22 protein-coding genes are annotated in these 22920 nt (G+C 61.0%); 11 read left to right on the forward strand and 11 right to left on the reverse strand.

Annotation, left to right across the window (positions count from 1 at the left end):
- Window positions 1-44: 44 nt before the first annotated feature.
- On the forward strand, window positions 45-659 hold the full coding sequence (locus PAE61_RS15460) for a queuosine precursor transporter (protein WP_271113239.1): 615 nt from the start codon (window positions 45-47) through the stop codon (window positions 657-659).
- Window positions 660-958: 299 nt separating this feature from the next.
- Complete coding sequence (locus PAE61_RS15465) at window positions 959-2239, forward strand: PP2C family protein-serine/threonine phosphatase (RefSeq protein WP_271113240.1); 1281 nt, start codon at window positions 959-961, stop codon at window positions 2237-2239.
- 50 nt (window positions 2240-2289) lie between these two features.
- Here PAE61_RS15465 and PAE61_RS15470 read toward each other — a convergent pair whose 3' ends face one another.
- Together PAE61_RS15470 and lysM are read right to left on the reverse strand one after the other, a co-directional pair.
- Window positions 2290-4170 carry an acyl-CoA synthetase gene (locus PAE61_RS15470; protein ID WP_271113241.1) on the reverse strand — a complete coding sequence of 627 codons (1881 nt, stop codon included), beginning with the start codon at window positions 4168-4170 and terminating at the stop codon, window positions 2290-2292.
- Between the two features lie 142 nt (window positions 4171-4312).
- A complete protein-coding gene (gene lysM / locus PAE61_RS15475) occupies window positions 4313-4816 on the reverse strand; it encodes a peptidoglycan-binding protein LysM (protein WP_271113242.1) in 504 nt (167 codons plus the stop codon).
- A gap of 116 nt (window positions 4817-4932) precedes the next feature.
- Here lysM and serB point away from each other — a divergent pair, with 116 nt between their 5' ends.
- A complete protein-coding gene (gene serB / locus PAE61_RS15480) occupies window positions 4933-5811 on the forward strand; it encodes a phosphoserine phosphatase SerB (protein WP_271113243.1) in 879 nt (292 codons plus the stop codon).
- A 70-nt stretch (window positions 5812-5881) separates the two neighbouring features.
- On the opposite strand, the gene efp is transcribed toward serB, so the two are convergent.
- Window positions 5882-6448: an elongation factor P gene (gene efp / locus PAE61_RS15485; protein WP_271113244.1), complete on the reverse strand. Its 567-nt coding sequence runs from the start codon at window positions 6446-6448 to the stop codon at window positions 5882-5884.
- A gap of 88 nt (window positions 6449-6536) precedes the next feature.
- Here efp and epmA point away from each other — a divergent pair, with 88 nt between their 5' ends.
- Entirely contained in the window at window positions 6537-7583 is a 1047-nt protein-coding gene (epmA, locus tag PAE61_RS15490; RefSeq protein ID WP_271113245.1) for an EF-P lysine aminoacylase EpmA, read from the forward strand.
- Here epmA and PAE61_RS15495 read toward each other — a convergent pair.
- Window positions 7580-8590, reverse strand: a complete 1011-nt coding sequence (locus PAE61_RS15495) for an NAD(P)H-dependent flavin oxidoreductase (protein WP_353620364.1) — start codon at window positions 8588-8590, stop codon at window positions 7580-7582. The two genes, epmA and PAE61_RS15495, sit on opposite strands and share 4 nt — an antisense overlap.
- A 57-nt stretch (window positions 8591-8647) precedes the next feature.
- Between PAE61_RS15495 and PAE61_RS15500 the strand changes: the two genes are divergently transcribed.
- Entirely contained in the window at window positions 8648-9406 is a 759-nt protein-coding gene (locus PAE61_RS15500) for a TSUP family transporter (protein WP_271113247.1), read from the forward strand.
- Between the two features lie 47 nt (window positions 9407-9453).
- Here the strand turns inward: PAE61_RS15500 and PAE61_RS15505 are convergent, their stop codons facing one another.
- Window positions 9454-9921 carry an Lrp/AsnC family transcriptional regulator gene (locus tag PAE61_RS15505; RefSeq protein WP_271113248.1) on the reverse strand — a complete coding sequence of 156 codons (468 nt, stop codon included), beginning with the start codon at window positions 9919-9921 and terminating at the stop codon, window positions 9454-9456.
- A 113-nt stretch (window positions 9922-10034) separates the two neighbouring features.
- Here PAE61_RS15505 and hppD point away from each other — a divergent pair, with 113 nt between their 5' ends.
- From hppD to nrdF, 6 genes are all read left to right on the forward strand, one after another.
- Window positions 10035-11147: a 4-hydroxyphenylpyruvate dioxygenase gene (gene hppD / locus PAE61_RS15510; RefSeq protein WP_271113249.1), complete on the forward strand. Its 1113-nt coding sequence runs from the start codon at window positions 10035-10037 to the stop codon at window positions 11145-11147.
- The gene (locus PAE61_RS15515; RefSeq protein WP_271113250.1) at window positions 11144-11491 is read left to right on the forward strand and encodes a Rieske (2Fe-2S) protein; all 348 of its coding nucleotides are present in this window, start codon (window positions 11144-11146) and stop codon (window positions 11489-11491) included. The genes hppD and PAE61_RS15515 overlap by 4 nt, the downstream gene beginning before the upstream one ends.
- 376 nt (window positions 11492-11867) lie before the next feature.
- Window positions 11868-12089 carry a glutaredoxin-like protein NrdH gene (gene nrdH, locus PAE61_RS15520; protein WP_271113251.1) on the forward strand — a complete coding sequence of 74 codons (222 nt, stop codon included), beginning with the start codon at window positions 11868-11870 and terminating at the stop codon, window positions 12087-12089.
- Window positions 12090-12123: 34 nt separating this feature from the next.
- Window positions 12124-12540 (forward strand): class Ib ribonucleoside-diphosphate reductase assembly flavoprotein NrdI, encoded by a 417-nt coding sequence (gene nrdI / locus PAE61_RS15525; RefSeq protein WP_271113252.1) that lies wholly within the window; start codon window positions 12124-12126, stop codon window positions 12538-12540.
- The gene (gene nrdE / locus PAE61_RS15530; protein ID WP_271113253.1) at window positions 12522-14666 is read left to right on the forward strand and encodes a class 1b ribonucleoside-diphosphate reductase subunit alpha; all 2145 of its coding nucleotides are present in this window, start codon (window positions 12522-12524) and stop codon (window positions 14664-14666) included. The genes nrdI and nrdE overlap by 19 nt, the downstream gene beginning before the upstream one ends.
- 11 nt (window positions 14667-14677) lie before the next feature.
- Window positions 14678-15658: a class 1b ribonucleoside-diphosphate reductase subunit beta gene (gene nrdF, locus PAE61_RS15535; protein WP_271113254.1), complete on the forward strand. Its 981-nt coding sequence runs from the start codon at window positions 14678-14680 to the stop codon at window positions 15656-15658.
- 140 nt (window positions 15659-15798) lie between these two features.
- Here the strand turns inward: nrdF and PAE61_RS15540 are convergent, their stop codons facing one another.
- The 6 genes from PAE61_RS15540 to PAE61_RS15565 form a co-directional block, all read right to left on the reverse strand.
- Complete coding sequence (locus PAE61_RS15540; protein WP_271113255.1) at window positions 15799-17046, reverse strand: DUF2254 domain-containing protein; 1248 nt, start codon at window positions 17044-17046, stop codon at window positions 15799-15801.
- A 139-nt stretch (window positions 17047-17185) separates the two neighbouring features.
- Window positions 17186-18148: a dihydrodipicolinate synthase family protein gene (locus tag PAE61_RS15545; protein ID WP_271113256.1), complete on the reverse strand. Its 963-nt coding sequence runs from the start codon at window positions 18146-18148 to the stop codon at window positions 17186-17188.
- A gap of 131 nt (window positions 18149-18279) precedes the next feature.
- A complete protein-coding gene (locus tag PAE61_RS15550; protein ID WP_271113257.1) occupies window positions 18280-18984 on the reverse strand; it encodes a GntR family transcriptional regulator in 705 nt (234 codons plus the stop codon).
- Window positions 18962-20689 carry a cis-3-hydroxy-L-proline dehydratase gene (gene lhpI / locus PAE61_RS15555; protein ID WP_271113258.1) on the reverse strand — a complete coding sequence of 576 codons (1728 nt, stop codon included), beginning with the start codon at window positions 20687-20689 and terminating at the stop codon, window positions 18962-18964. Before lhpI ends, PAE61_RS15550 begins: the two co-directional genes overlap by 23 nt.
- Complete coding sequence (locus PAE61_RS15560; protein WP_271113259.1) at window positions 20686-21687, reverse strand: 4-hydroxyproline epimerase; 1002 nt, start codon at window positions 21685-21687, stop codon at window positions 20686-20688. The genes lhpI and PAE61_RS15560 overlap by 4 nt, the downstream gene beginning before the upstream one ends.
- Window positions 21684-22919 carry an NAD(P)/FAD-dependent oxidoreductase gene (locus tag PAE61_RS15565; protein WP_271113260.1) on the reverse strand — a complete coding sequence of 412 codons (1236 nt, stop codon included), beginning with the start codon at window positions 22917-22919 and terminating at the stop codon, window positions 21684-21686. The genes PAE61_RS15560 and PAE61_RS15565 overlap by 4 nt, the downstream gene beginning before the upstream one ends.
- Window position 22920 lies beyond the last annotated feature (1 nt).

Here is a 22920-nt window from a genome sequence, read left to right on the forward strand (position 1 = left end):
CTATGGGACCGAGTTGTTCCGCCACCTTGTAAAACGGAAAATACATGACCCGCTTCCTTCCCGGCGTAATCGCCATGGCCATCGTCGTGGTGGCCTCGAATATCCTTGTTCAATACCATCTCGGTGCCTGGGTGACCTGGGGTGCGATTTCTTATCCCTTCGCCTTTCTGGTGACGGATGTGATGAATCGCGTCTATGGCCCGGCTGCGGCGCGGCGCGTTGTACTGGTCGGTTTCGTGATCGGCGTAATCTGTTCGCTGATTGCCGCCGGGCTGGACAAGACCACGCTGCGTATTGCCATTGCCTCAGGCGCGGCCTTCCTGCTGGCGCAATTGCTGGATATCACCGTCTTCAACGCAATGCGTAACCGGGGCGGCTGGTGGACAGCGCCAGCCTTGTCCTCTTTCGTCGGGTCGGCGCTGGATACGGCGCTGTTCTTCTCAATCGCATTCGCCGCTCAGCTCAGCTTCATTCATCCGGCTGAAGATGTCTCCTGGGCGAATGAAATGATCCCGCTTCTGGGGACCGGTCCGGTGGCTCCGGTCTGGGCCTCGCTTGCAGTGGCGGACTGGATCATGAAATTGTTACTGGCTCTTCTGTCTTTGGTGCCGTTCAGGCTGATCGTACACAGCATCTTGCGTCGGCAACCCTCATTTTGAGTTGACTTATCCACAGCCTGTGGCAGGCTGGCGATACGTGGCAACATTTGAAAGGAGGTGGTCCAGTGTCGAGAGTGATATTGGAGAGAGGTGTCGGGACAGTCAGGGGGGCCGCGGCCTGAGGGCAAACCCCAGGTTACAGAACTCTGACTGGGACGGACGGATCTTCGATCCCTAACCGGACCATCTCCGAGGATCTCGCGGGCCGCTGCCTCTGGCGCGGCCCGTTTCCTTTTTCTGACAGAAGATCCAGCCGGCAATTCACATCGGGTTAGGCTTTCTCCGCTAAGCCGAAGCCCATGAAAACGAATCCGATCAGCACAGCCGATTCTCTGGTCCCCGTCAGCGCCCGCCGGGTTCTGGTCGTGGATGACAGCCGCGCTCAGCGGATGATGCTGTCCATCCACCTCAATCGCGCCGGGTATGAGGTGCTGGAAGCGGAAAGCGGCGATGCCGCGCTTGAGATATGCCGGACGCAGCGGCCGGATGTGATCCTGTCGGATTGGGTCATGGCAGGGATGACCGGGCCGGATCTGTGCCGGGAAATCAGGTCCCGGCACTGGCGCGACTATATCTATTTCATCCTGATCACCTCGAAAGCCGATCCTGCCGATATCGCCTTCGGACTGGAAAGCGGCGCGGATGATTTCTTAACCAAGCCCATCGCCGCGGCGGAACTTCTGGCCCGCCTGCGGGCCGGGGAACGGATCCTGCGCCTTCAGGACGATGCCCGCCGGGCCAATGCGAAACTGACCGAGACCCTGTCCCAGCTTCGCAGCGCACAGGCCTCGATGGATCGCGACCTGACAGAGGCGCGTCGCCTTCAGCAGGGCCTCATCGGCAACCGGCAAGAGCGGTTCGGTGATTTCGCTGTGTCCAATATACTGCGTCCCGCCGGGCATGTTGGCGGCGATCTTACGGGCAGTTTCGCCATCAATGCGCGACGATTTGGGGTGTTTTCAATCGACGTATCAGGCCACGGCGTGACGGCGGCCTTGCTGACGGCGCGGCTGGCAACGCAGTTTTCCTCATCCGTCGATCAGAACGCGGCGCTGTTCATCAATGAGTTCGGACTTTACGATTCGCGCCCCCCGGCTGCACTTGCGCGATATCTGAACCATTTGCTGCTGACCGATCTTCAGACCGATAATTATTTCACGATGGTCTTTGCGATTGTCGATCAGATCACATGGGAGGTCTGCCTGGTTCAGGCAGGCCACCCCTACCCCCTGCTTCAGCGTGTGGATGGCAGTGTTGAGCAAATCGGCAAAGGCGGATTGCCGGTCGGCGTCATGGAACACGCGACATATGACGAAATTTCGCTGAAGCTTAAGCCGGGTGAGCGGCTTCTGATCGCCTCGGACGGGCTGTCGGACGTGACGGACCGGGCGGGGCAGGCACTGGGCACGGAAGGGCTGTCCGCCATCCTTTCCGCAGACCGAAACACCTACGGCGTCGATCTGCTGGAAACGATGGTCGGTGCAGTGCTGAGCCACAGCAATGGCGAGCAATGCGACGATATGTCAGCGGTACTGCTGGAGCACCGTGCCAGCGGTCACGGCAGCGCGCCGAAAAGATGATGCCGTGCGGTTCACTCAGGACAGTCAGGCCATCACTTCGCGCAGGCCGGTCAGACCCACTCCCAGGGACGGGTGAACGCACCGAGTATATGGCTGACCGCTTCCTCATCGACAGTGCCGTCACGGGTGATTTTCACGACCAGACCGCGCTTTTTATCCTCGAACACCTCGGCGACGCTTGCCCCGGTTCCTTCAAGGGCGGCATCATAAACACGCTTTATCGCAAGCTTGCGCAGATCCGGCTTGAAGATCTTGCCGACCGCCGTTTTCGGCAACTCGGGCAGGATTTCCAAGTGCTTCGGTACGGCGGCACGTTCGTGGATACGGCTGCGGGCATGTTCGAGAAGCTCGGCATCCGTCACCTTGCCGCCCTCGACAAGTTCGACATAGGCGCAGGGAAGTTCTCCGGCACGCGCATCCGGCTGGCCGATGGCCCCGGCAAAAGCAACATCGGGATGAGAGAGAAGCGCGTCCTCGATTTCTGCCGGGTCGAGATTATGCCCGCCCCGGATGATCAGATCCTTCGCCCGGCCGGTGATCCACAGATAGCCATCCGGATCGATCCGCCCAAGATCGCCGGTCCGCAGAAAACGGCCCTCGGCAAAAAGATCGCGGTTCTTGTCAGACTCGGTATAGGTCGAGCCTTCAAAGACGCCGGGGCTCGCCACGCAGATCTCGCCAACCTCGTCAGTGGCGCATTCGACAAACGCATCGTCGCGCCGGTTCAGAATCCGCACATGGGAATATGGCAGTGGAATACCGACCGAGCCGACCTTTTTCAGCCCATCGACCGGGTTGCAGGACACCAGACAGGTGGCCTCGGTCAGGCCATAACCCTCTGCGATCTCAACCCCGGTGGCGGCCTTGAAGCGGTTATAAAGCTCGATCGGCAGCGCCGCCGATCCCGAAATCGCCGTCCGCAGAGAAGATACATCCGCGTCGACCGGCCTTTGCATCAGCGCGGAAATCGCCGTCGGGACAGTGATCAGGAACGTGACCTGCCAACGCTCGATCAGTTTCCAGAAATTGTCGAACACACCATCGCCACGATATCCGGCAGGCGTCGGCATCACCATATGCGCACCCGAAGCGACGCAGCTCATCAGGATCGGATAGGCGGCGAAGACGTGGAACAACGGCAGCGGGCAGATCAGCACGTCATGTTCGTCGAACAGCAGCGAGGCACCCAGAAAACCGTTATAGATCATCCCCGAATATTTATGCTGCGCCACTTTTGGCAGGCCGGTGGTGCCGCCAGTGTGGAAATAGGCCGCAACGCGGTCCTGCGCTGGATCGTCGAAATCCAGCCGGTTGTGGTTTTCAGAGGAAGCAGCGGCCTCGAAATTATGGATTTCGGCATGGTGCCGGGTGGGAACCTTCGGACGCGCCAGAGGAACGATGAACTTCTTCAGGCCGGTCAGATGCCGGTTCAGGTCGATTTCAAGGACATGCTCGACACAGGGCGCTTGCGCGACGGCTTCGGCGGCTTTCTGGGCGATATCGGATTTGGGGAAGGATTTCAGCGTCACCAGCACCTTGGCATTGGTGGCTTTCAGAATGCCTGCGATATGATCCGCCTCCAGCAGAGGGTTGATCGGGCTGACAATCCCCGCCGTCATCCCGGCCAGCAGCACGACAGGCGTTTCGATGCTGTTCGGCAGAAGATAGGCAACGGTATCTTGCGGCCCTACACCCAGCTTGCGGAAGAGATTGGCGGTTTCGGTGACGCGCTCCAGCAAATCGGCCCAACTCAGCGTCGTCGCGTAATCCCTTGGTCCCGAGAGAAGCTGGAAAGAGATCGCAGGCCGCCCGGGAAACCGCTCTGCCGTGCGGGACAGCATCTGATAGACTGTGCTGGCAACGTCCCGCTTTTCATACGGCATCTCCTGCTCGACCAGATTACGGTCGGCAATCGAGCTGAAACGACTCATGGCTCCCCCCATTTTTCCCATTCCGGACCGATACGGCCCGGCGCACAGAATGGGGCATAAGATAGCGGCAGGGCAACCCTGACGGGAGGGCAGCATTCAAGGACGCAGCGTCAGTGCCGCTGCGTCCTGTCGCAGACCGGCCTCAGCCGGGGATACGCAGGGTCTGACCGGGATAGATCTTGTTCGGGTCGGACAGCATCGGGCGGTTTGCCTCGAAGATATCGTTATAGCGATTGGCATCGCCCAGATACTGCTTGGCAATGGCCGAAAGGGTCTCTCCGGATTTGACGGTGTGGAAAACCGGTTCGGACGACTTGCTGCTGACCGTCGCTGTCTTTTCAGCCTCGGGCATATCCGCTTCAACCTTGGCGATACCTTTGATATTGCCGATGGCGACGACCAGCTTTTCCATCGTTTCGCGGTCTGCGCCTTTCGACTCGATCTTCACGGTCTCCTTGTCGCTGCGCAGGGTCAGCTTGACATCATCCGCATCAAGACCCAGCTCTTTCAGCTCTGCCTTCATCGCCGCGACCTTGCGGTCGGTATCGGCCTTTTCGGCGTCCGGGCCGGGGTCCTTCACCTCTGCCGCTTCCGCCGAACCGAGGACGGATTTCCCTGCATCCTTGACAAAATCCCACAAAGCCATTGGCTTATCCTTTGATGATTGCTTCGGCGGTCAACGCAAAGCACGCCCGGCGGTTCCCGGCTGGTATCAGAAGGCCCGATGCGCTACCTGAAACCGAACGCCATATGAGGCTTGCCATGCACATGATTACCATCCTCGCCGCGCCGTATCGCGCCAATCTCGATAGCGAGCGCGTGGATGCGTTGCGGCATCTTTTCGATGGCGGCAATGCGATCTGGCTGGCAGACAAACTGGCCGCCGAATTTCCCGCGAACCGGCTGCCGGAGGATGCGCTGCGCATCGCCGAGGATACGCGGATGGCCGGCTTCGATCTGGTGATCCAGCCGACACAGGGCCGCCGCAAGGCAGTGCTGCTGGCGGATATGGATTCGACCATGATCCAGCAGGAATGCATCGACGAACTGGCCGCTGAGGCTGGCGTGGGAGAGCGCGTCGCCGACATCACTGCCCGCGCCATGAACGGAGAGCTGAATTTCCACGAAGCCCTGATCGAGCGCGTCGGCCTGCTTGCCGGGCTGTCCGAGGATGTGATCGGCAGGGTTCTGGAGCAACGCATCACGCTTGCGCCGGGCGGGCGCGAACTGATTGCGACGATGCGGGAACAGGGTGCCTATACGGCGCTTGTCTCAGGCGGGTTCACCTCTTTCACCGGGCCGGTTGCGGAAATGCTTGGTTTCGATGAGCATCGCGCCAATACGCTTCTGGCCGATGATGGGGTGTTGACCGGCCATGTCGCTCTGCCGGTTCTGGGCCGCGAAGCCAAGATCGACGCGCTGCACGAAATCACCGCCGCTCACGGCCTGACCCCGCAAGAGGCAATCGCGGTTGGCGACGGGGCGAATGATCTTGGAATGCTGCAACTTGCCGGATCGGGGGTCGCTCTGCATGCAAAGCCGGTAGTCGCGGCTCAGGCCGGGATACGGATCGACCATGCGGATCTGACCGCGCTTCTGTATATTCAGGGTTACGGTCGGGATGAGTTCGCCAGCATGTGACGGCATGCGGCCCACGGCATGAAAAAGGGCGGCACCAAGGCCGCCCTGTCGCATCCGAGGCGCGAAAACCTTAATCCTTCGCGCGTTCCACATAGGTATTATCGGCCGTGTTGATCACGATCCGCGTGCCTGCACCGATATGCGGCGGCACCATCACGCGCAGACCATTATCCACCTGCGCGGGCTTATAGGAAGACGACGCCGTCTGCCCCTTCACGACCGGCTCGGTCTCGGTCACTTCGACGGTCATTTTCTGCGGCAGTTCCATCGCGATGGGTGCGCCGTTGAAGACCTGCAGGAACACCCGCATTCCTTCCTGAAGATAGACCGCCTGATCGCCGATCACGTCCTCCGGGGCCGTCACCTGCTCATAGCTTTCCGGCTCCATGAAGTGATAGCCTTCGCCGTCATTATACAGATAGTCATAGCTGCGTTCGTCCACATGCGCCTTTTCGACCTGATCCGTGGTCTTCCAGCGCTCGGTCACCTTGGTTCCGTCCGAAATCCGGCGCATATCGACGCTGGTTGTGGGCGTTCCCTTGCCCGGGTGGAAGTTTTCGGCCTTGAGCACGACGTACAGCTTCTCGTCGATCTCGACGACATTGCCTTTGCGAAGACTGGATGCGATGACTTTCATCTGCGGTTTCCTTGCGAGTTTTTTGGCTTGCGCATATGCGAATTGGCCGAGTCCCTAACCCAACGCCACTCCTATTGCCAGTGAAACCATGACCGACAGCCAATGGTGGCAGCCCCACCGCCACACCGACCGCCGCCCGGCCCTTCTGGCCCGGAACCGTATTCAGCGGGCAATCAGGCTGTGGCTGGACGATCACGGGTTTACCGAGGTCGACCCGGCGGCACTTGCGATCAGCCCGGGGAATGAGACCCATCTGCACGGCTTTGCGACCTCGATGATCGGGAATGACGGGATCGGGCGCGATATGTATCTGCATACCTCTCCGGAATTCGCCATGAAAAAGCTGCTTGCGGCGGGCGAGCAACGGATCGCCGCGTTTTCCCATGTCTGGCGCAATCGCGAGCGCGGGGCGCTGCATCATCCCGAATTCACCATGCTGGAATGGTATCGCGTCGGACAGGATTACACAGCGCTGATGGAGGATTGTTCCGATTTCCTGCGGCTTGCCGCCGAGGCTGCCGGGGCGGATACATTGCGGTTCCGCGATGCGGTCTGCGATCCATTCGCCGCGCCCGACAGGATAAGCGTCGCGGATGCGTTCACGGCCCATGCCGGGATCGACCTGCTGGCGACGATTTCAGATGACGGCGCGGTGGATCGCGATGGGCTGGCGCGTCAGATGAGATCTGCGGATATCTCTTTCGCGCCCGGTGAAAGCTGGTCGGATCTGTTTTCCCGCGTCCTGTCCGAAAGGATCGAGCCTCATCTGGGGCATGGCCGTGCGACCATACTGGACCGCTACCCCGTGCCCGAGGCAGCCCTTGCCCGCCGCGCCGCCGATGATCCGCGCGTCTCGGAACGGTTCGAGCTTTACGCCTGTGGGGTCGAGCTGGCGAATGGTTTCGGCGAACTGACCGACCCGGTCGAGCAGCGCCGCCGCTTTCGCGCCGATATGGAGGAACGGGCGCGGATCTATGGCGATCCCTATCCGCTGGACGAGGATTTCCTGTCGGCCCTGCCTCTGGTCCCGGACGCCTCGGGGATAGCGCTTGGCTTTGACCGGCTGGTGATGCTGGCAACCTCGGCCCCCTCGATCGAGGCGGTGATGTGGGCGCCGGTTCCGGACCCCGCTTAAGGCGTCAGCCGGGCAAGGATCTGGGCAGCGCTTCCGGGTTGCGCCCTTGCGCATTCCGTTCCGGCCCAGAACGGACCATAGCCGCTTTCTCCGCCCTTCGAAGCGACCGCATGCAGCGCTTTCAGCGCCGAATAGGGCAACGGATAATCTGGCGCGGCACTGTCATCGCGGGTGCTGATCAGATTTTCCACTCCCCGCGCCGGTCTGCCAGAAATCGCCCGCGTCATGTGGGTTTTCCCTGTTGCAAGTGCCGCGCGATGCGGTGCCGAGGTTCCCGCCTCATCGGCGACAAGGAAAGCCGTTCCGCACTGCGCCGCCACCGCGCCCGCCTGCAACGCTGTCTGCACGTCCTCTCGCGCCATGATCCCGCCCGCCGCGATCAGAGGCAGGCCAAGATGTTTCAGCGCCGCCAGTAGGTCCAGGGTCCCAAGCCGCTCATCCGGGCGGTTTTCATCGAAAATTCCGCGATGCCCTCCGGCCTGCCAGCCTTGCGCGACGACCCCGTCGAGACCCGCTTCCCTAATCTTCAGCGCATCGCCAAGGCTGGTGGCGCTGCCCAGAAGCACGGCCCCGCTGTCCCGCAAGGCGGCGATCTGATCGGGCTCAGGCAAGCCGAAATGGAAGCTGACCACGCCGGGTTTTTCCCGGATGAGCATGCGCAGCATCTCATCATCGGTCTGAAACGATCTGTAGCTGTCGGCAAGCGCGTCTGGCGGCTCTGCACCGAAACGCGCGAAATCCCCGGACAGCGCATCGAGCCATGCCTGCTCTTTGACGGGATCGCGCATCGGAGGCCGGTGGCAGAAGACATTGACATTGAACCGGGCATCCGTCCGCGCCCTGACCTGCCTTATCTCTTCGCCCGCTTTCGCGGCATCCATCGCCGCCACGCCAAGCGAGCCGAGTCCGCCCGCTTTCGCCACCTCTGCCGCAAGGGCGGGCGTGGTGATGCCCGCCATCGGAGCCTGCACCACAGGCACGCGCATACCGATCCTGTCCAGCAACATCATAGCCTCCGCTTTTTGCCCATTTACATTGCCGCCCTGCGAAAGGATCAAGGCGAAATGTTCGAAATCGCCACCGATCTTGTCCTGATGCTTATCACCGCTGCGTTTGCGGCCGGGTTCATCGACGCCATTGCGGGCGGAGGCGGGCTGATCACCGTGCCCGCCCTGATGCTGGCGGGGCTGCCGCCTGCTCAGGCTCTGGCGACAAACAAGGTGCAGGGCGTGTTCGGCGCGGCGACGGCTGCGGCCAGCTATGCCATGTCAGGCCATGTCAATCTGCGCCGTCAGACCGGCGCGGCTCTGGTCTCGTTCACCGCCGGTCTGCTTGGCGCTTTCTGCGTCACGATGATCCCGACCGAAGCACTGCGCTATGTCCTGCCGGTGCTGCTGATCGGCATCGCGGCTTTCTTCGCGCTGAAGCCGGGGCTGTCCGACGCGGACAGGACCGCGCGGATCACGCCGCTTCAGTTCACCGCGTTCGTCGTGCCTCTGATCGGGTTCTATGACGGTTTGCTGGGACCGGGGACGGGCGCGTTTTTCATGCTGGGTTTCGTGATGCTTGCCGGATACGGAATCCTTCGGGCAACCGCACATACGAAGCTTCTGAACTTCGCGTCAAATCTTGGCGGGCTGATCGCCTTTGCACTTGTCGGCAAGCCGCTCTGGATCACCGGGCTGGCAATGGGGGCCGCGCAGATTGCCGGGGCGTGGGTCGGGTCAAAACTGGCGATGCGGATCGGAGCGCGGCTGATCAAGCCGCTGCTTGTGGTGACCTCGACCGGGCTGGCGCTCAAGCTTATTCTGGATCTGCTCTGATCCGGTCAGGCTGAACACGCCGCCCACGACAAAGCCCGACATGCCGCCTAGATCGGCAGACCGCCATCCTGCTTGGCCGATTTCAGCACGATTTCCGAGCGGACCTGAGTCACCTGGCTGTGCTGCAACAAGCGCTCATGGATGAAATCGGCAAGCGCATCCAGATCGCGAAGCTGAAGCTCAAGCACATAATCCGCATCGCCCGAGACGGAATGCGCGGCTCTTACCTCTGGTTGCGCGGCGGCGAAGCTGGCGAAATCCTTGTCGCCCGCAGCGCCGTGGCTGCGCAGATTCACCCGCGCGAAGGCCCGGATCCCGAAGCCGAGCACCCTGCCATCCAGCCGCGCCGTATAGCCGCGAATAGCGCCCGATTTCTCCAATGCCGCCCGCCTGCGGGAACATTGCGACGGCGATAGATGCACCACCTCTGACAGTTGCGCATTGGTCATCGCCCCATCGCGCTGCAATGCGGCAAGAATCGCGCGATCAAAGCTGTCATGCGTGATTTCGGTCATGTATCCTTACTTCATGCGTGAAACATGCATTGTTTTTGCCAAAATCAGTTACAGTTACAAGCTTCTTGTATCGGAATCGGCGCATAATGCGGAAAAGCGCACAGGAGGAGATTATGGGACCTTTCCCGCATGACGCACCCAAGGCCGAAATCAGCAAGGCGAATCCCGCCGGTACGGACGGTTTCGAATTCGTCGAATTCGCCCATCCCAACCCTGAAGAGCTGAATCAGCTTTTCCGCAGGATGGGGTTCGTTCCGGTGGCGAAGCACAAGACGAAGAACGTCACGCTCTATCGTCAGGGCGGCATCAACTATGTGCTGAACGCCGAACCGGACAGCCATGCCAGCCAGTTCATCGCCGATCACGGCCCCTGCGCCCCCGCAATGGGCTGGCGCGTCGTGGATTCGCAGCACGCGCTGAAACGCGCCGTGGAGTTGGGCGCCGAGGAATATACCGGCCCCGGTAAGGTGCTGAATTTCCCGGCAGTGCTGGGGATCGGCGGCAGCCTGCTGTATTTCATCGACAAATATGACGAGACCGGCAGCGCCTGGGATGCGGAATATGAGTGGCTGGCAGAAAAGGACCCGCGCCCTGAAGGCGTCGGCTTCTACTATATCGACCACCTCACGCATAATGTCGTGCGCGGGAATATGGACACCTGGTATCGCTTTTATAATCAAACCTTTAACTTCCGCGAGATCCGCTATTTCGACATCAAGGGCAAGCAGACCGGGCTGTTCAGCCGTGCACTGACCTCTCCGGATGGCAAGATCCGCATCCCGATCAACGAATCCGCCGATGAGCACAGCCAGATCGAGGAATATCTGAACGAATATAAGGGCGAGGGCATCCAGCATATCGCCGTCGCGACCGAGGATATCTATGCCTCGACCGATGCGATTGCCGAAAAAGGGCTGGAATTCATGCCCGGCCCGCCGGATGTTTACTATGAAATGTCCCGGAAACGCGTCACCGACCATGAAGAACCGCTGGAGAAGATGAAGAAACACGGCATCCTCATCGATGGCGAAGGCGTGGTGGATGGCGGCACGACGCGGATCCTGTTGCAGATCTTCTCGAAAACCGTGATCGGCCCGATTTTCTTCGAGTTCATACAGCGCAAGGGCGATGACGGTTTCGGTGAGGGTAATTTCCGCGCCCTGTTCGAATCGATCGAGGAAGATCAGATGCGCCGTGGCGTGCTGAAATCCGAACCGGCTGAATGAGCTGGCGGGATATCTCGACCGCTCCGGCACCGGATACGGTTGTCTGCGATCTGGCCGAGGTCGAGGGCGTCAAAGCCCTCGACCTCAACGGTTTTCCGCTGCTGGTGGTGAACGATGAGGCAGGTTTGCGCGGCTTCGTCAATCTCTGCCCGCATCAGTTCCTGCCTCTGGACTATAAAGGCGACCAGCTGCTTTCGGCGGATGGAGCGCGGCTGATCTGCACCTCTCATCAGGCGCAGTTCGATGCCCTTACAGGAGAGCCATGCGGCGGCCCGGCGGCATGTGGGCTTGATCCTGTACCGTTGCGCCAAGAGCACGGCAGAGTTGTCGTCGGCGCAGGCTGAGACCGCGCCAGAGCCGTCCGGACAGCGCATATATCCAGCATGTACTGGGCATCAAAGCATTTTTATCGAATACGCCCGGATCGCCCCATAAAGCCGCGATTCTGTCAACCCCTAGATAGTTGGCAGAAGCCTCACACAAAATGTTGACAGAGCCCCTCGATTCACCACAAGATGATCAGGCTCTGATGACAGGGATTCGGCATGGATGTGCGACAAGAAGGGACGGCAAGCCCCATTCGCACGGTTCGCGTCATACGATTATCGGGGCGTTTAAAACCAAGATGCCGGGGCCATGCGGTACGCGGACAGGTAAGCTATGCGTTTGACCTGCCGTGATATTCATGCCTCGCGCCAAATACAGGAATGAGGGAACCGAATGAGCATCACAGTATACAGCAAACCGGCCTGCGTTCAGTGCACCGCAACCACCCGTGCCCTGCAGGCGCGTGGCCTTGAATTCGATATCGTCGATCTGACCCAGGACGAAGATGCCTATGCGCATGTGTCCGGCCTGGGCTATCGTCAGGCTCCGGTCGTGATCGCCGGTGAGTCGCATTGGTCGGGCTTCCGCCCGGACCTGATCGGCCAGCTTTCCTGATCGCGACACCACAGCTTGCATTGGCACCGGAAACATGGCGCAGCTCGTCTATTATTCCTCGCGGTCGGGCAATACGGCGAAATTCGTCGCCCGGCTGGGAATGGACGCGCTGCGCATTCCGATTTCCCCAGATGAGCCGATGCCCGCACCCGATCAGCCCTATGTGCTGGTCACACCGACTTATGCGGATGGAAACGGCAAGGGTGCCGTCCATCCGCAGATCATCCGATTTCTGAACGACCCCGCAAGGCGCGCCCTGATCCGAGGTGTGATCGCCGCGGGGAACCGGAATTTTGGTCAATTCTACGCCGCCGCCGGTGATATAATTGCCCGCAAATGCAACGTGCCACGGCTTTATCGATTCGAGCTGGCCGGCACAGACGAAGACATTGCCCGCGTCACCGCAGGGCTGCAGCGATTCTGGAGAGAGACATGCTTGACGACCGCCTGAACCGTCCTGCGCAAGACGCAAAGGACTATCACGCGCTGAACGCGATGCTGAACCTGTATGACGATGCAGGTCATATTCAGTTCGACGCGGACCGAAAGGCGGCGCGGCAGTATTTCCTGCAACATGTGAACCAGAACACCGTGTTCTTCCACAGCCAGGATGAAAAACTGGGCTATCTGGTGGACGAAGGTTACTATGACCCTGCCGTGCTGGATCAGTATTCCCGGAATTTCCAGCGCAAGATCTGGGATGAGGCCTATGCACGGAAGTTCCGTTTCCCAACCTTCCTTGGCGCGTTCAAATATTACACCTCCTACACGCTGAAAACATGGGACGGGCAGCGCTTTCTGGAGCGTTATGAGGATCGCGTGGTCATGGTCGCGCTGACTCTGGCGCGCGGCGATGAAGATCTCGCCATGCGGCTGATGGATGACATCATCGCCGGGCGGTTCCAGCCTGCGACGCCGACTTTCCTGAATGCCGGCAAGAAGGCGCGGGGCGAGTTCGTGTCCTGCTTCCTGCTGCGCATCGAAGACAATATGGAAAGCATCGGACGCGGCATCAACTCGGCCTTGCAACTGTCCAAGCGCGGCGGTGGCGTGGCGCTGATGCTGACCAATATCCGCGAACACGGCGCACCGATCAAAGGGATCGAGAACCAGTCCTCGGGCGTCATCCCGGTGATGAAGCTGCTGGAGGACAGTTTCAGCTATGCCAACCAACTTGGCGCACGTCAGGGTGCGGGCGCGGTCTATCTGAACGCGCATCACCCCGATATCCTGCGTTTCCTCGACACCAAGCGCGAGAATGCCGACGAGAAAATCCGCATCAAGACGCTGAGCCTTGGCGTGGTGATCCCGGATATCACGTTCGAGCTGGCGAAGAAGAATGAGGATATGTATCTGTTTTCGCCGCATGACGTGGAAAAGGTCTATAGCAAGGCGTTTTCCGACATCTCGGTGACCGAGAAATATCACGAGATGGTGGATAACCCCCGCATCCGCAAGAAAAAGATCAATGCGCGGGCCTTCTTCCAGACCATCGCGGAAATCCAGTTCGAATCCGGCTATCCCTATATCATGTTCGAGGACACAGTGAACGCCGCGAACCCGATTGCGGGCCGGATCGCCATGTCCAATCTGTGCAGCGAAATCCTGCAGGTGAACACGGCATCGGAATATAATGACGATCTGTCCTATGCTGAAATGGGCACGGATATTTCCTGTAATCTCGGCTCGCTGAACATCGCCAAGGCGATGGATAGCGGCGATCTGGCGGGCACGGTCGGGACCGCGATCCGGGCGCTGAACGCGGTCAGTGAGATGTCGTCCATCGATAGCGTGCCGTCGATCCGCAAGGGCAATGATGAAAGCCATGCCATCGGTCTGGGCCAGATGAACCTGCATGGCTATCTGGCGCGTGAGCGGATCCATTACGGCAGCCCCGAGGGGCTCGACTTTACCAATATCTACTTCGCGACGGTGCTGTATCATGCACTGCGCGAATCCAACGCTCTGGCGAAGGAGCGCGGGCGCAGCTTTGTCGGGTTCGAGGATTCGAAATATGCCGACGGGTCCTTCTTCGACAAATATACCGACCGCGACTGGCTGCCCGAAACCGAGCGTGTGAAAGAACTGTTCGAGACCGCAGGCGTCACCGTTCCCACCCGTGAGGACTGGGCCGCGCTGCGCGAGGCGATCGTCAAGGACGGGCTGTACAACCGGAATCTTCAGGCGGTGCCGCCGACCGGCTCGATCAGCTATATCAACTATGCCACCTCTTCGATCCACCCGATCACCGCGAAGATCGAGGTCCGCAAGGAAGGCAAGATCGGCCGCGTTTACTATCCCGCGCCCTATATGACCAACGACAATCTGGAATATTACCGCGACGCCTATGAGATCGGCCCCGAGGCGATCATCGACACCTACGCCGCCGCGACCCAGCATGTCGATCAGGGCCTCTCGCTGACCCTGTTCTTCCCCGCCGATGCGACGACGCGCGACATCAACCGCGCCCAAATCTATGCGTGGAAGAAGGGCATCAAGACCATCTACTATATCCGCCTGCGCCAGGCCGCCCTTGAAGGGACCGAGGTCGAAGGCTGCGTTTCCTGCACGCTGTGAGGGATAAATCCATGAAAGACGCTGTAAACACCACCCGCGCGGTACCCGCCGCCGTCAACTGGAACCGCCTTCAGGACGACAAGGATCTTGAGATCTGGAACCGTCTGACCGCGAATTTCTGGCTGCCGGAGAAGGTGCCGCTGTCGAACGACATTCAAAGCTGGTCGCAGTTGAAGCCCGCCGAACAGACGCTGACGATCCGCGTTTTCACCGGGCTGACCCTGCTGGACACGATCCAGAACACCATCGGCGCCCCCTCGCTTCTGCCCGATGCGATCACCCCGCATGAAGAGGCCGTGCTGACCAATATCGCCTTCATGGAGGCGGTCCACGCACGCAGCTATTCCAGCGTTTTCTCGACACTGTGCCAGACCTCGGAAGTCGATGAGGCGTTCCGCTGGTCGTCCGAGAACGAGCATTTGCAGGCGAAATCGCGGCTGATCCTGGATGAATATGACAGCGCCAGCCACCCGCTGAAGAAGAAGATCGCCAGCGTGTTCCTGGAAAGCTTCCTGTTCTATTCCGGCTTCTATCTGCCGATGCACTGGTCCAGCCGTGCGCGTCTGACCAACACGGCTGACCTGATCCGCCTGATCATCCGGGATGAGGCGATCCACGGCTATTATATCGGCTATAAATTCCAGCGCGGGCTGGAAAAAGCCAGCGAACAGGAACGGGCCGAACTGAAGGATTTCGCCTTCTCGCTGCTGTTCGATCTGTATGAAATCGAAGGGAAATATACCGAATCCCTGTATGATCCGGTGAACCTGACCGAGGACGTGAAGACGTTCCTGCATTACAACGCCAACAAGGCGCTTCAGAATCTCGGCTATGAGGCGCTGTTCCCCGCCGAGGCCTGCAAGGTCTCTCCGGCGATCCTTGCGGCGCTGTCGCCCAACTCGGACGAAAATCACGACTTCTTCTCGGGCTCGGGTTCCAGCTATGTGATCGGCAAGGCCGTCGCGACCGAGGATGAAGACTGGGATTTCTGATCCCGCAGATCCATAAGCAAACGCTGAAAAGGGTGCGCCGCCGCGCACCCTTTATTTATGCCACCGCACAGGCAGCTTGCGTACACCGCCTGTACACAGGCCGTACACAGAAACGCGCAAGCACCCGCCCCTGCACGGGATCACGCGGCGGCGTCTTCCGCGATCCCCAGAAGCCGCTTCTCCCAGTCTTCGGTCAACTGATGGGCGGCGCGGTTGCGGGCCCGCTCGGCCTCTCGCCGGGCGGCGGGCAGATGGCCGGATTGCGCCAATACGTCGAGGCAGTCCAGCAATGTCTGCTGCACCTCAAACAGGCCGCCCCCATCGCGGGCAATCGGCGCGAAGAAGGTGGTGTAGATCTGCGACACATCCAGCGGCGGCGCCGAGACCCGATCATAGGCGGGTTCCAACCCATCCTCTGGCGGCTGGTGATATTCCTGCAGGACACGGGTTCCGGCCCGCAACACCTCGATTGCCGTTCCCGGATCGTTGATGCCGGGCGACAGCGCCTTGCTGGCGACCTCTCCAAGCACGGTCAGGCCATATTGCAGATCCTGTTCGAAGCTGCGCGAGTCGCCAAGCGTAAAACAGCGATGCAGCGCCGCCGAGAACTTGTCCTCGACCCCCGCCGATAGGCGCAGAAGCGGCTCGCCGCGATGCACATATTTGCCCGGCATCCGCAAGATCCCGACCTTGATATCCGCGGTTTCGGCTGCCTTCTGAAGCTCGGCCATGTCGATATAGCGGACATAGCCAGACTGGTCGGCCAGCACCATCGCACTGGCCTCATCGGGCGAAACCTGCCGCGACTCGGCCCCCAATGAGGGCCATTCGCGATAGAGCCGCGCCGAGGGCATGGATGCGCTCTCGATCCGGTCGATAATATCGCTCATCCGGCCAAATTCGTTCAGGTGGTTGACCCAGCGAAGCAGCGCCCAAGTGATCAGGAAAATATCCAGAAGCGTCGCGATGAACAGCAGGACCCGCGCATTATCGGGATATTGCCCCGCAGACAGGCCGATAATGCCGACAATCGAAAACAGGAACGAGCCGACAAAGACCGACACCGCCGTCTGGGCGACGCTGTCGCCCTCCAGCAGCCGGGTCGAGCGCGGCGTCGCGTTCGAGGTCGCCGAACTGTAGGCGCTGACAATGATCGACATTGAAAACGTCGTTACCGCCAGCATCGACGAGGCGATGATATTCAGCAGCGACCCGACCGAACCGGATGCCAGGTCGATCTTGGGAACATAGGGCAGAAACGGGCCGATAAACTGCGCAACCAGCGCAAGCGCGATCCCGGCGAAACTGTACAGCGTCACGCGGATCCACATTTTCCGAAGCTGTTCGCGCAGCTTCATCATCCACGCCCCGTGAATCCAGCCAAACATGCTGCCCCCTGTTACCATCAGCACCGCATTTGTGGCGGTTTTCGCGGGGCGGTTCAATGCGGATATGGGCGCCGGTCCTTACCATCGGCGAGGGGATGCGCTGCCATCAATGGAGACTTGCAGCGAGGCAGTTTATCCCTCAGGCGGCGTATTTCCCCACGGCCCCGCCCTGTTTCGACCATTCCGCATACCACGCGTCGAACAGTTTCAACTGCGCCTCGGCAAAGCCCTTCTGCGACTCGCTCAGCATGTCGGTTTCGTTGAAATGCAGTGCAAATCCGGGATGTCCCTTCAGCACCATGAGATGCTTGAAGAACAGGACCAAATCGGGGCCTTCATCAAATTTCGACAGGACCGCAAGCGCCTCTTCCAGTTCCTTCGCGCGGCTCCGTGCCTCGGCATCTCCTTTTGCTGCCGCCTGACACAGATTGACCAGATGCAGCACTTCCTTTGGCAGAACGCAGCCGATCCCGGTAATCGCGCCGGTCGCGCCGCAATTGACGAAGCCATGATAAACGGCCGTATCGACGCCGATCATCAGGGTCACATCGTCGTCACGGCTGGTAATATGCTCGGCCGCATAGCTGAGATCGCCGGCCCCGCCGAATTCCTTGAAGCCGATCAGGTTGGGATGTTCATCGCGCAGGGCGAAGAACAGATCCGCCCGCGTCGCGAAACCGTAATACGGGCTGTTATAGATCACCGCTGGCAGATCGGGGGCAGCGCTGAGGATCGCCTTGAAATGCGCCCGCTGCGCCGCGACCGAGGGGCCGCGCGACAGAACGCGCGGAATGACCATCAGCCCTTGTGCGCCAACCTGCTGCGCATGACGCGCATGGGCCACCGCAGATGCCGTATTGATCGCGCCGGTGCCGACAATGACCGGAATCCCCGCCTTTACCAGCCGTTCCACACCCTCCATCCGCTGCGCATCGGTCAGAAGCGGCCAGTCCCCCATCGAGCCGCAATAGACCACGGATGACATTCCCGCCGCGATCAGCATCTGCCCCTCGGCGACCAGAGCGTCGAAATCGGGCAGACGCTCCGCCGTGCAGGGCGTCATCAGCGCCGGAATCGTGCCGGAAAAGATCTGAGAGTTCATTCCTGTCCTCCTGGGCAAAGCGCGACAGGGGCCGGTGCCGCCCGCGCGAATCATGTCTCCTCAGGTTCAAAATACTTTATGTATTTTTCCTGTCGACGTAAATTTTCGCACCGCTGCAAAGGCCGCACCGCCTACAGCGCGATATCCTGACGCCGGTCCTGAGAAATCAGCCTGCGGATCTGCCCGACGATCTGGTCGGCATGCAGGCGGGCGATACGGTCCGCCTCTGCCACATCGCGATCTTCTATGGCGCGGATCATCGCCTCATGCTCATCGATCACACTTTGCGGCATCCGGTCGTTATATGAGGAATAATATACCCGCAGAACCCGCCTGCCCTCATCCAGCAAGCGGTTGAAAAGTCCTGAATAATAGGGATTCCCCCCCGCCACCCCGATAGCGGCGTGAAACTCCCGGTTCGAGGCGATCATCGCCATCGCATCGTGCCGCGCCACGGCAGCGATGAACTCATCCTGATGGGCGCGGATCAGCGCCAGATCTTCATCGCTGCGATTCTCGGCGGCAAGCCGGGTCGTTACCCGATACATCAGCGTGATCGCATCGAAAAAATGATGCATGTTCAGGAAATCGATATTCGACACCACGGTCGAGCGATTGGGCAAAGTAGTCACCAGCCCATCCGCGGCAAGTCTGACAAGCGCCTCACGAATAGGCGTGCGCGACATGGACAACCGCTCGGAAAGCTGGATTTCGTCGATCAGACTGCCCGGAGGCAGCGTCAGATCGATGATCTCATCGCGCAGGATTTCGTAGACATAGCGAACGCCCTCGCCGCGCCTGCGCTCGGTCCTGTCACTTTCCGCATTCTTCTTCATCCAAATACCCTTCCATCAGCGGCAACTCGTCAACGCTCAGCCAATCAGGCGGCACCGGTGCAGCCTTTGCCGAAATCGCGGCGGCTGCACAATCCGCGAGGCTTCCGAAACGAAATTCCCGGCCCGACAGGCCGGGGCCGTAATGGGCGTATTTGCCGGAATTGGTCATGACCGTATGTGCCTGCGGCGGAAAGACCGGCTCGGTGATCGAGCACCAGCACAGATCGGGGATTACCTGAACATCCGCTTCGCTCAGCAAATGCAGCGTACCGTCCTTGCGCAGCACCTGGATCGTCTCTCGTCCGGCGGTGATGATGGTGGCCGCGCTGACCTTCCGCCCGTGCAGCAGCCGGGCGAATTCGCGGCATTCACCGGCAGAGGCATGAGGGCTGCCGATGGCGATCAGGTCGATCCTGTCGGGGCCGTGATTCAGCTCATCCCATGCGCGGCGAAGATCCCTGCGGGTGATGCTGCGCCGGTCGGACCCGGGGTCCGGCCTCATGTCGGATTCCGGCGTGACCCCGTCGATATGCAGCATCGGCGCGGCAGAGGTGGTGCCGAAGGCCGCGCAGAGCGCCTTGAGATTATCCGAGGACGGCGCGTACTGCTTCAGCCCGGTCAGCAGGGGGATACGGTCGGGCGCGTTCAGCCCGGCAAGATATCCGATCAGCGGCCAGATCGCGTCATCGGCCCCGCGCGGCAGGTCGAAATCCAGCACGCGGCGGGGGCGGCGTTCGCGGTCCAGATAGACGCCTGACAGCGCTGCGCGGCCGGTCACGGCGATGCAGAGATCCAGATAATCGGGATGCTTGGGGGTTCGCGCCCCCAGCACGGTATTGGCGAACACGACGGCATTGGATTCGGCCCATGCGATATCCTCACCCTCTGCCGGGCGGTCCTCCAGCAGATAGGGTGCACAGGTGAAGCTGGGTCGGCAGCCCATGCGCGTATAGGCATCGGCCAGCCGCGCGGCCTGATCTCCGAAAAGCTGCGGCACGCCCTGCGCCTGCCAGTTCTGCCGATCCACCGAGATTGCGTTGATCGTTGTCGGGATACGGACAGATGCGCCGAGATTGGCCATTTTCTCGGCAAAGATCAGATTGGCCTGATTGGCGAGAATGCAGCCGTCGATATGCCCGCGCGTGACATCGGTCAGGCTGGCGGCACCCTGAAGCCGCGCGACCATATGGACGATCTTCATGGCAAGGGCGGTGGCCTCTCCGTGATCGCCGCGCAGCATGGCGCGGTCGGATTCGGAAAGGGTCAGGGGGGTGTCGGGAGGTTCTGCGACGGGCAGAAGGATATCCGGGCCGGAAATCGCGTCACGGGTGATCGTCAGATGCCCGGCCTTTGCCAGAGCGACGAAATCATCCGGCGAGACGCGCAGCACCGGCAGGCTGCGCCCGAAGATCTCTGCCCCGATCAGAGCGCCGAGCGTCGCCACATCCTCTGCCTCGGAAAAGATCAGCGCGGCAGGGGTATTGCCGTTCAGCATCATTTCAAGGATCACGCCCGATCCCGAACAGGATCCCCGGCTGGTCGGCATCATCACCACGCGCCCGGCCAGCTCCGCTCCGCAGGCCGGATGATGCGTGTCGATCACCCGCGCCCGATCCGGATCGACGCCGCCCCAGAAGCTGAGCCCACGATCCATCGCCAGAACCGGGCCGGAGGCCGTGCCGGGCAGGATGCGGGTTGCGGTCATGTCACCACGAAACCATGCGCGAAGGGGTCGCGGTCGTCGATGAAGATGGTGTTATAGCCGGTCATCCGCGCCCATCCGGCAATGGAAGGGATAATGGCGGGGCGGCCCGCGACCTCGGTTGCCGCCTCGACCCGGCCCTTGAAGATCGAGCCGATAATGCTCTCATGCCAGAACTCATCGCCCGGTTTCAGCTTTCCCTTCGCGGCAAGCTGGGCCATGCGGGCCGAGGTGCCCGTGCCGCAGGGGCTGCGGTCTATGGCCTTTTCGCCATAGAATACCGCGTTGCGGGCATGGGCGCCCGCGACTGTCGGCGCTCCGGTCCAGAGGATATGAAACAGCCCGTTGATCCGGTCATCCTGCGGGTGCGCGAAATCATATTTCGCGTTCAAAGCCGCCCGCAGCTTCCGCGACCAGCCGACCAGTTCGCCCGCCGAATGATCGGCCATATCGCGGAAATTCTTCTGGGGTTCGATAATCGCGTAGAAATTGCCGCCATAGGCGATATCGACGACGATTTCGCCAAGCCCCTCGACCTCGGCCGTCAGCGCCTCGGCATAGAGAAAACCGGGGACATTGGTCAGGCGGACTTCCTCGACAAAGCGGCCCTGCTGCACATAGGAAATATCGACCTTGCCCGCCGGGGTCTCGATGGATAGCCGCCCCGGTTCGCGGGGGCGGATCAGCCCGTTCTCGATCCCCATTGTGATCGTGCCGATGGTGCCGTGGCCGCACATGGGCAGGCAGCCCGAGGTTTCGATGTAGAGCACCGCAATATCGCAATCGGGCCGCGTCGGAGGGTACAGGATCGTGCCGGACATCATGTCATGGCCGCGCGGCTCGAACATCAGCCCGGTGCGGATCCAGTCATATTCGCGCATGAAATGGGCGCGTTTTTCCAGCATATCCGCGCCCTCCAGCAGGGGTGCGCCGCCCGAGACGAGGCGGACCGGATTGCCGCATGTATGGCCGTCGATGCAGGAAAATGTATATGTGGTCATGGCTGAAACCGTGAGGGAGAGAAGGGGGCGAGGTCTATCGCAGGGGGCTGGCCGGTCACCAGATCCGCCACAAGCCGCGCGGTTCCGGCGGATTGCGTCAGGCCCAGATGGCCATTGCCGAATGCATAGGTCACGCGCGGTCCGGCCCCGGAAGGACCGATGACCGGCAGCGTATCGGGCAGCGAGGGGCGGAACCCCATCCATTGCCGCCCGCCTTCGGTGTTCAGATCGGGCAGGAAAGCCTTGGCCTTTTTCAGCATCGCCTCGGCGCGTTTATAGTTCGGCGGGGCATCCAGCCCGCCCAGTTCTACCGCGCCGCCGACGCGAATGCCGGTATCAAGCTTCGTGACCATGAAACCATGCCCGCCAAAGGTGATCTGGATGCGAAGATCAACGGCCCCCGGCGGCAGGGTGGTGTTATAGCCGCGCTCGGTCTCCAGCGGGATGCGGTCACCGAGGCTGCGGGCGATGCGGTGCGAGAATGCCCCCGCCGCCAGCACGACCTGCCCCGCCTGATATGTATCGTCGATCCGCACTGTGTCGCCGTCGATCCTTAATGCGGTCACCTCGGCCTGGTGGATCAGCCCGCCGCGTTCGGTAAACCGCGCGGCAAGGGCCAGCGTGTAATCCTTCGGATCCGAGATCGACCAATAGGCCGGGGTAAACGTGCCGCTGATAAAGCGCGGGGCGAGACCGGGCTGGATTTCGTCCATCTCGGCGCGGGTGAGGTGGCGGAATTCGAAACCGTGACGTTCCCGCGCCTGCCAGACCGGCAGGGTGGCGCGGAATTCGGATTCGGATTCATAGGGCTGCAAATTGCCGTATTTCCGCAGCATGTGGCTGTGACCATTGGCGGCAAGAAACGGCTCCAACTCGGACCGGGCAAGGTCGATCAGCGCGGTCTGGGCGTCGGTCGAGTGGCGCACGCGATGCGGCATCGAGGCCGCCGCGAAACGCGCCATCCACGGCGCGATCTTCAGCGCATAGGCAGGCGGGATGGTCAGCGGACCCAGCGGGTCCAGCAGCCATTTCGGTGCCTTCAGCAGCGTTGCAGGCGAGGCGAGCGGGGCGATTTCCGAAAAGGCAAAGCAGCTTGCATTCCCGGCAGAGGCCCCCGCCGCCGGACCTTCCCGGTCCAGCACCGTGACCGACAGCCCCCGTGCCTGAAGAGCAAGCGCGGATGACAGGCCGATCACGCCCGCGCCGATCACAATGACATCGGGCCGGGTCATA

The sequence above is a fragment of the Paracoccus aerodenitrificans genome (genome assembly GCF_027913215.1).
In the GTDB taxonomy this organism is placed as follows: domain Bacteria; phylum Pseudomonadota; class Alphaproteobacteria; order Rhodobacterales; family Rhodobacteraceae; genus Paracoccus; species Paracoccus aerodenitrificans.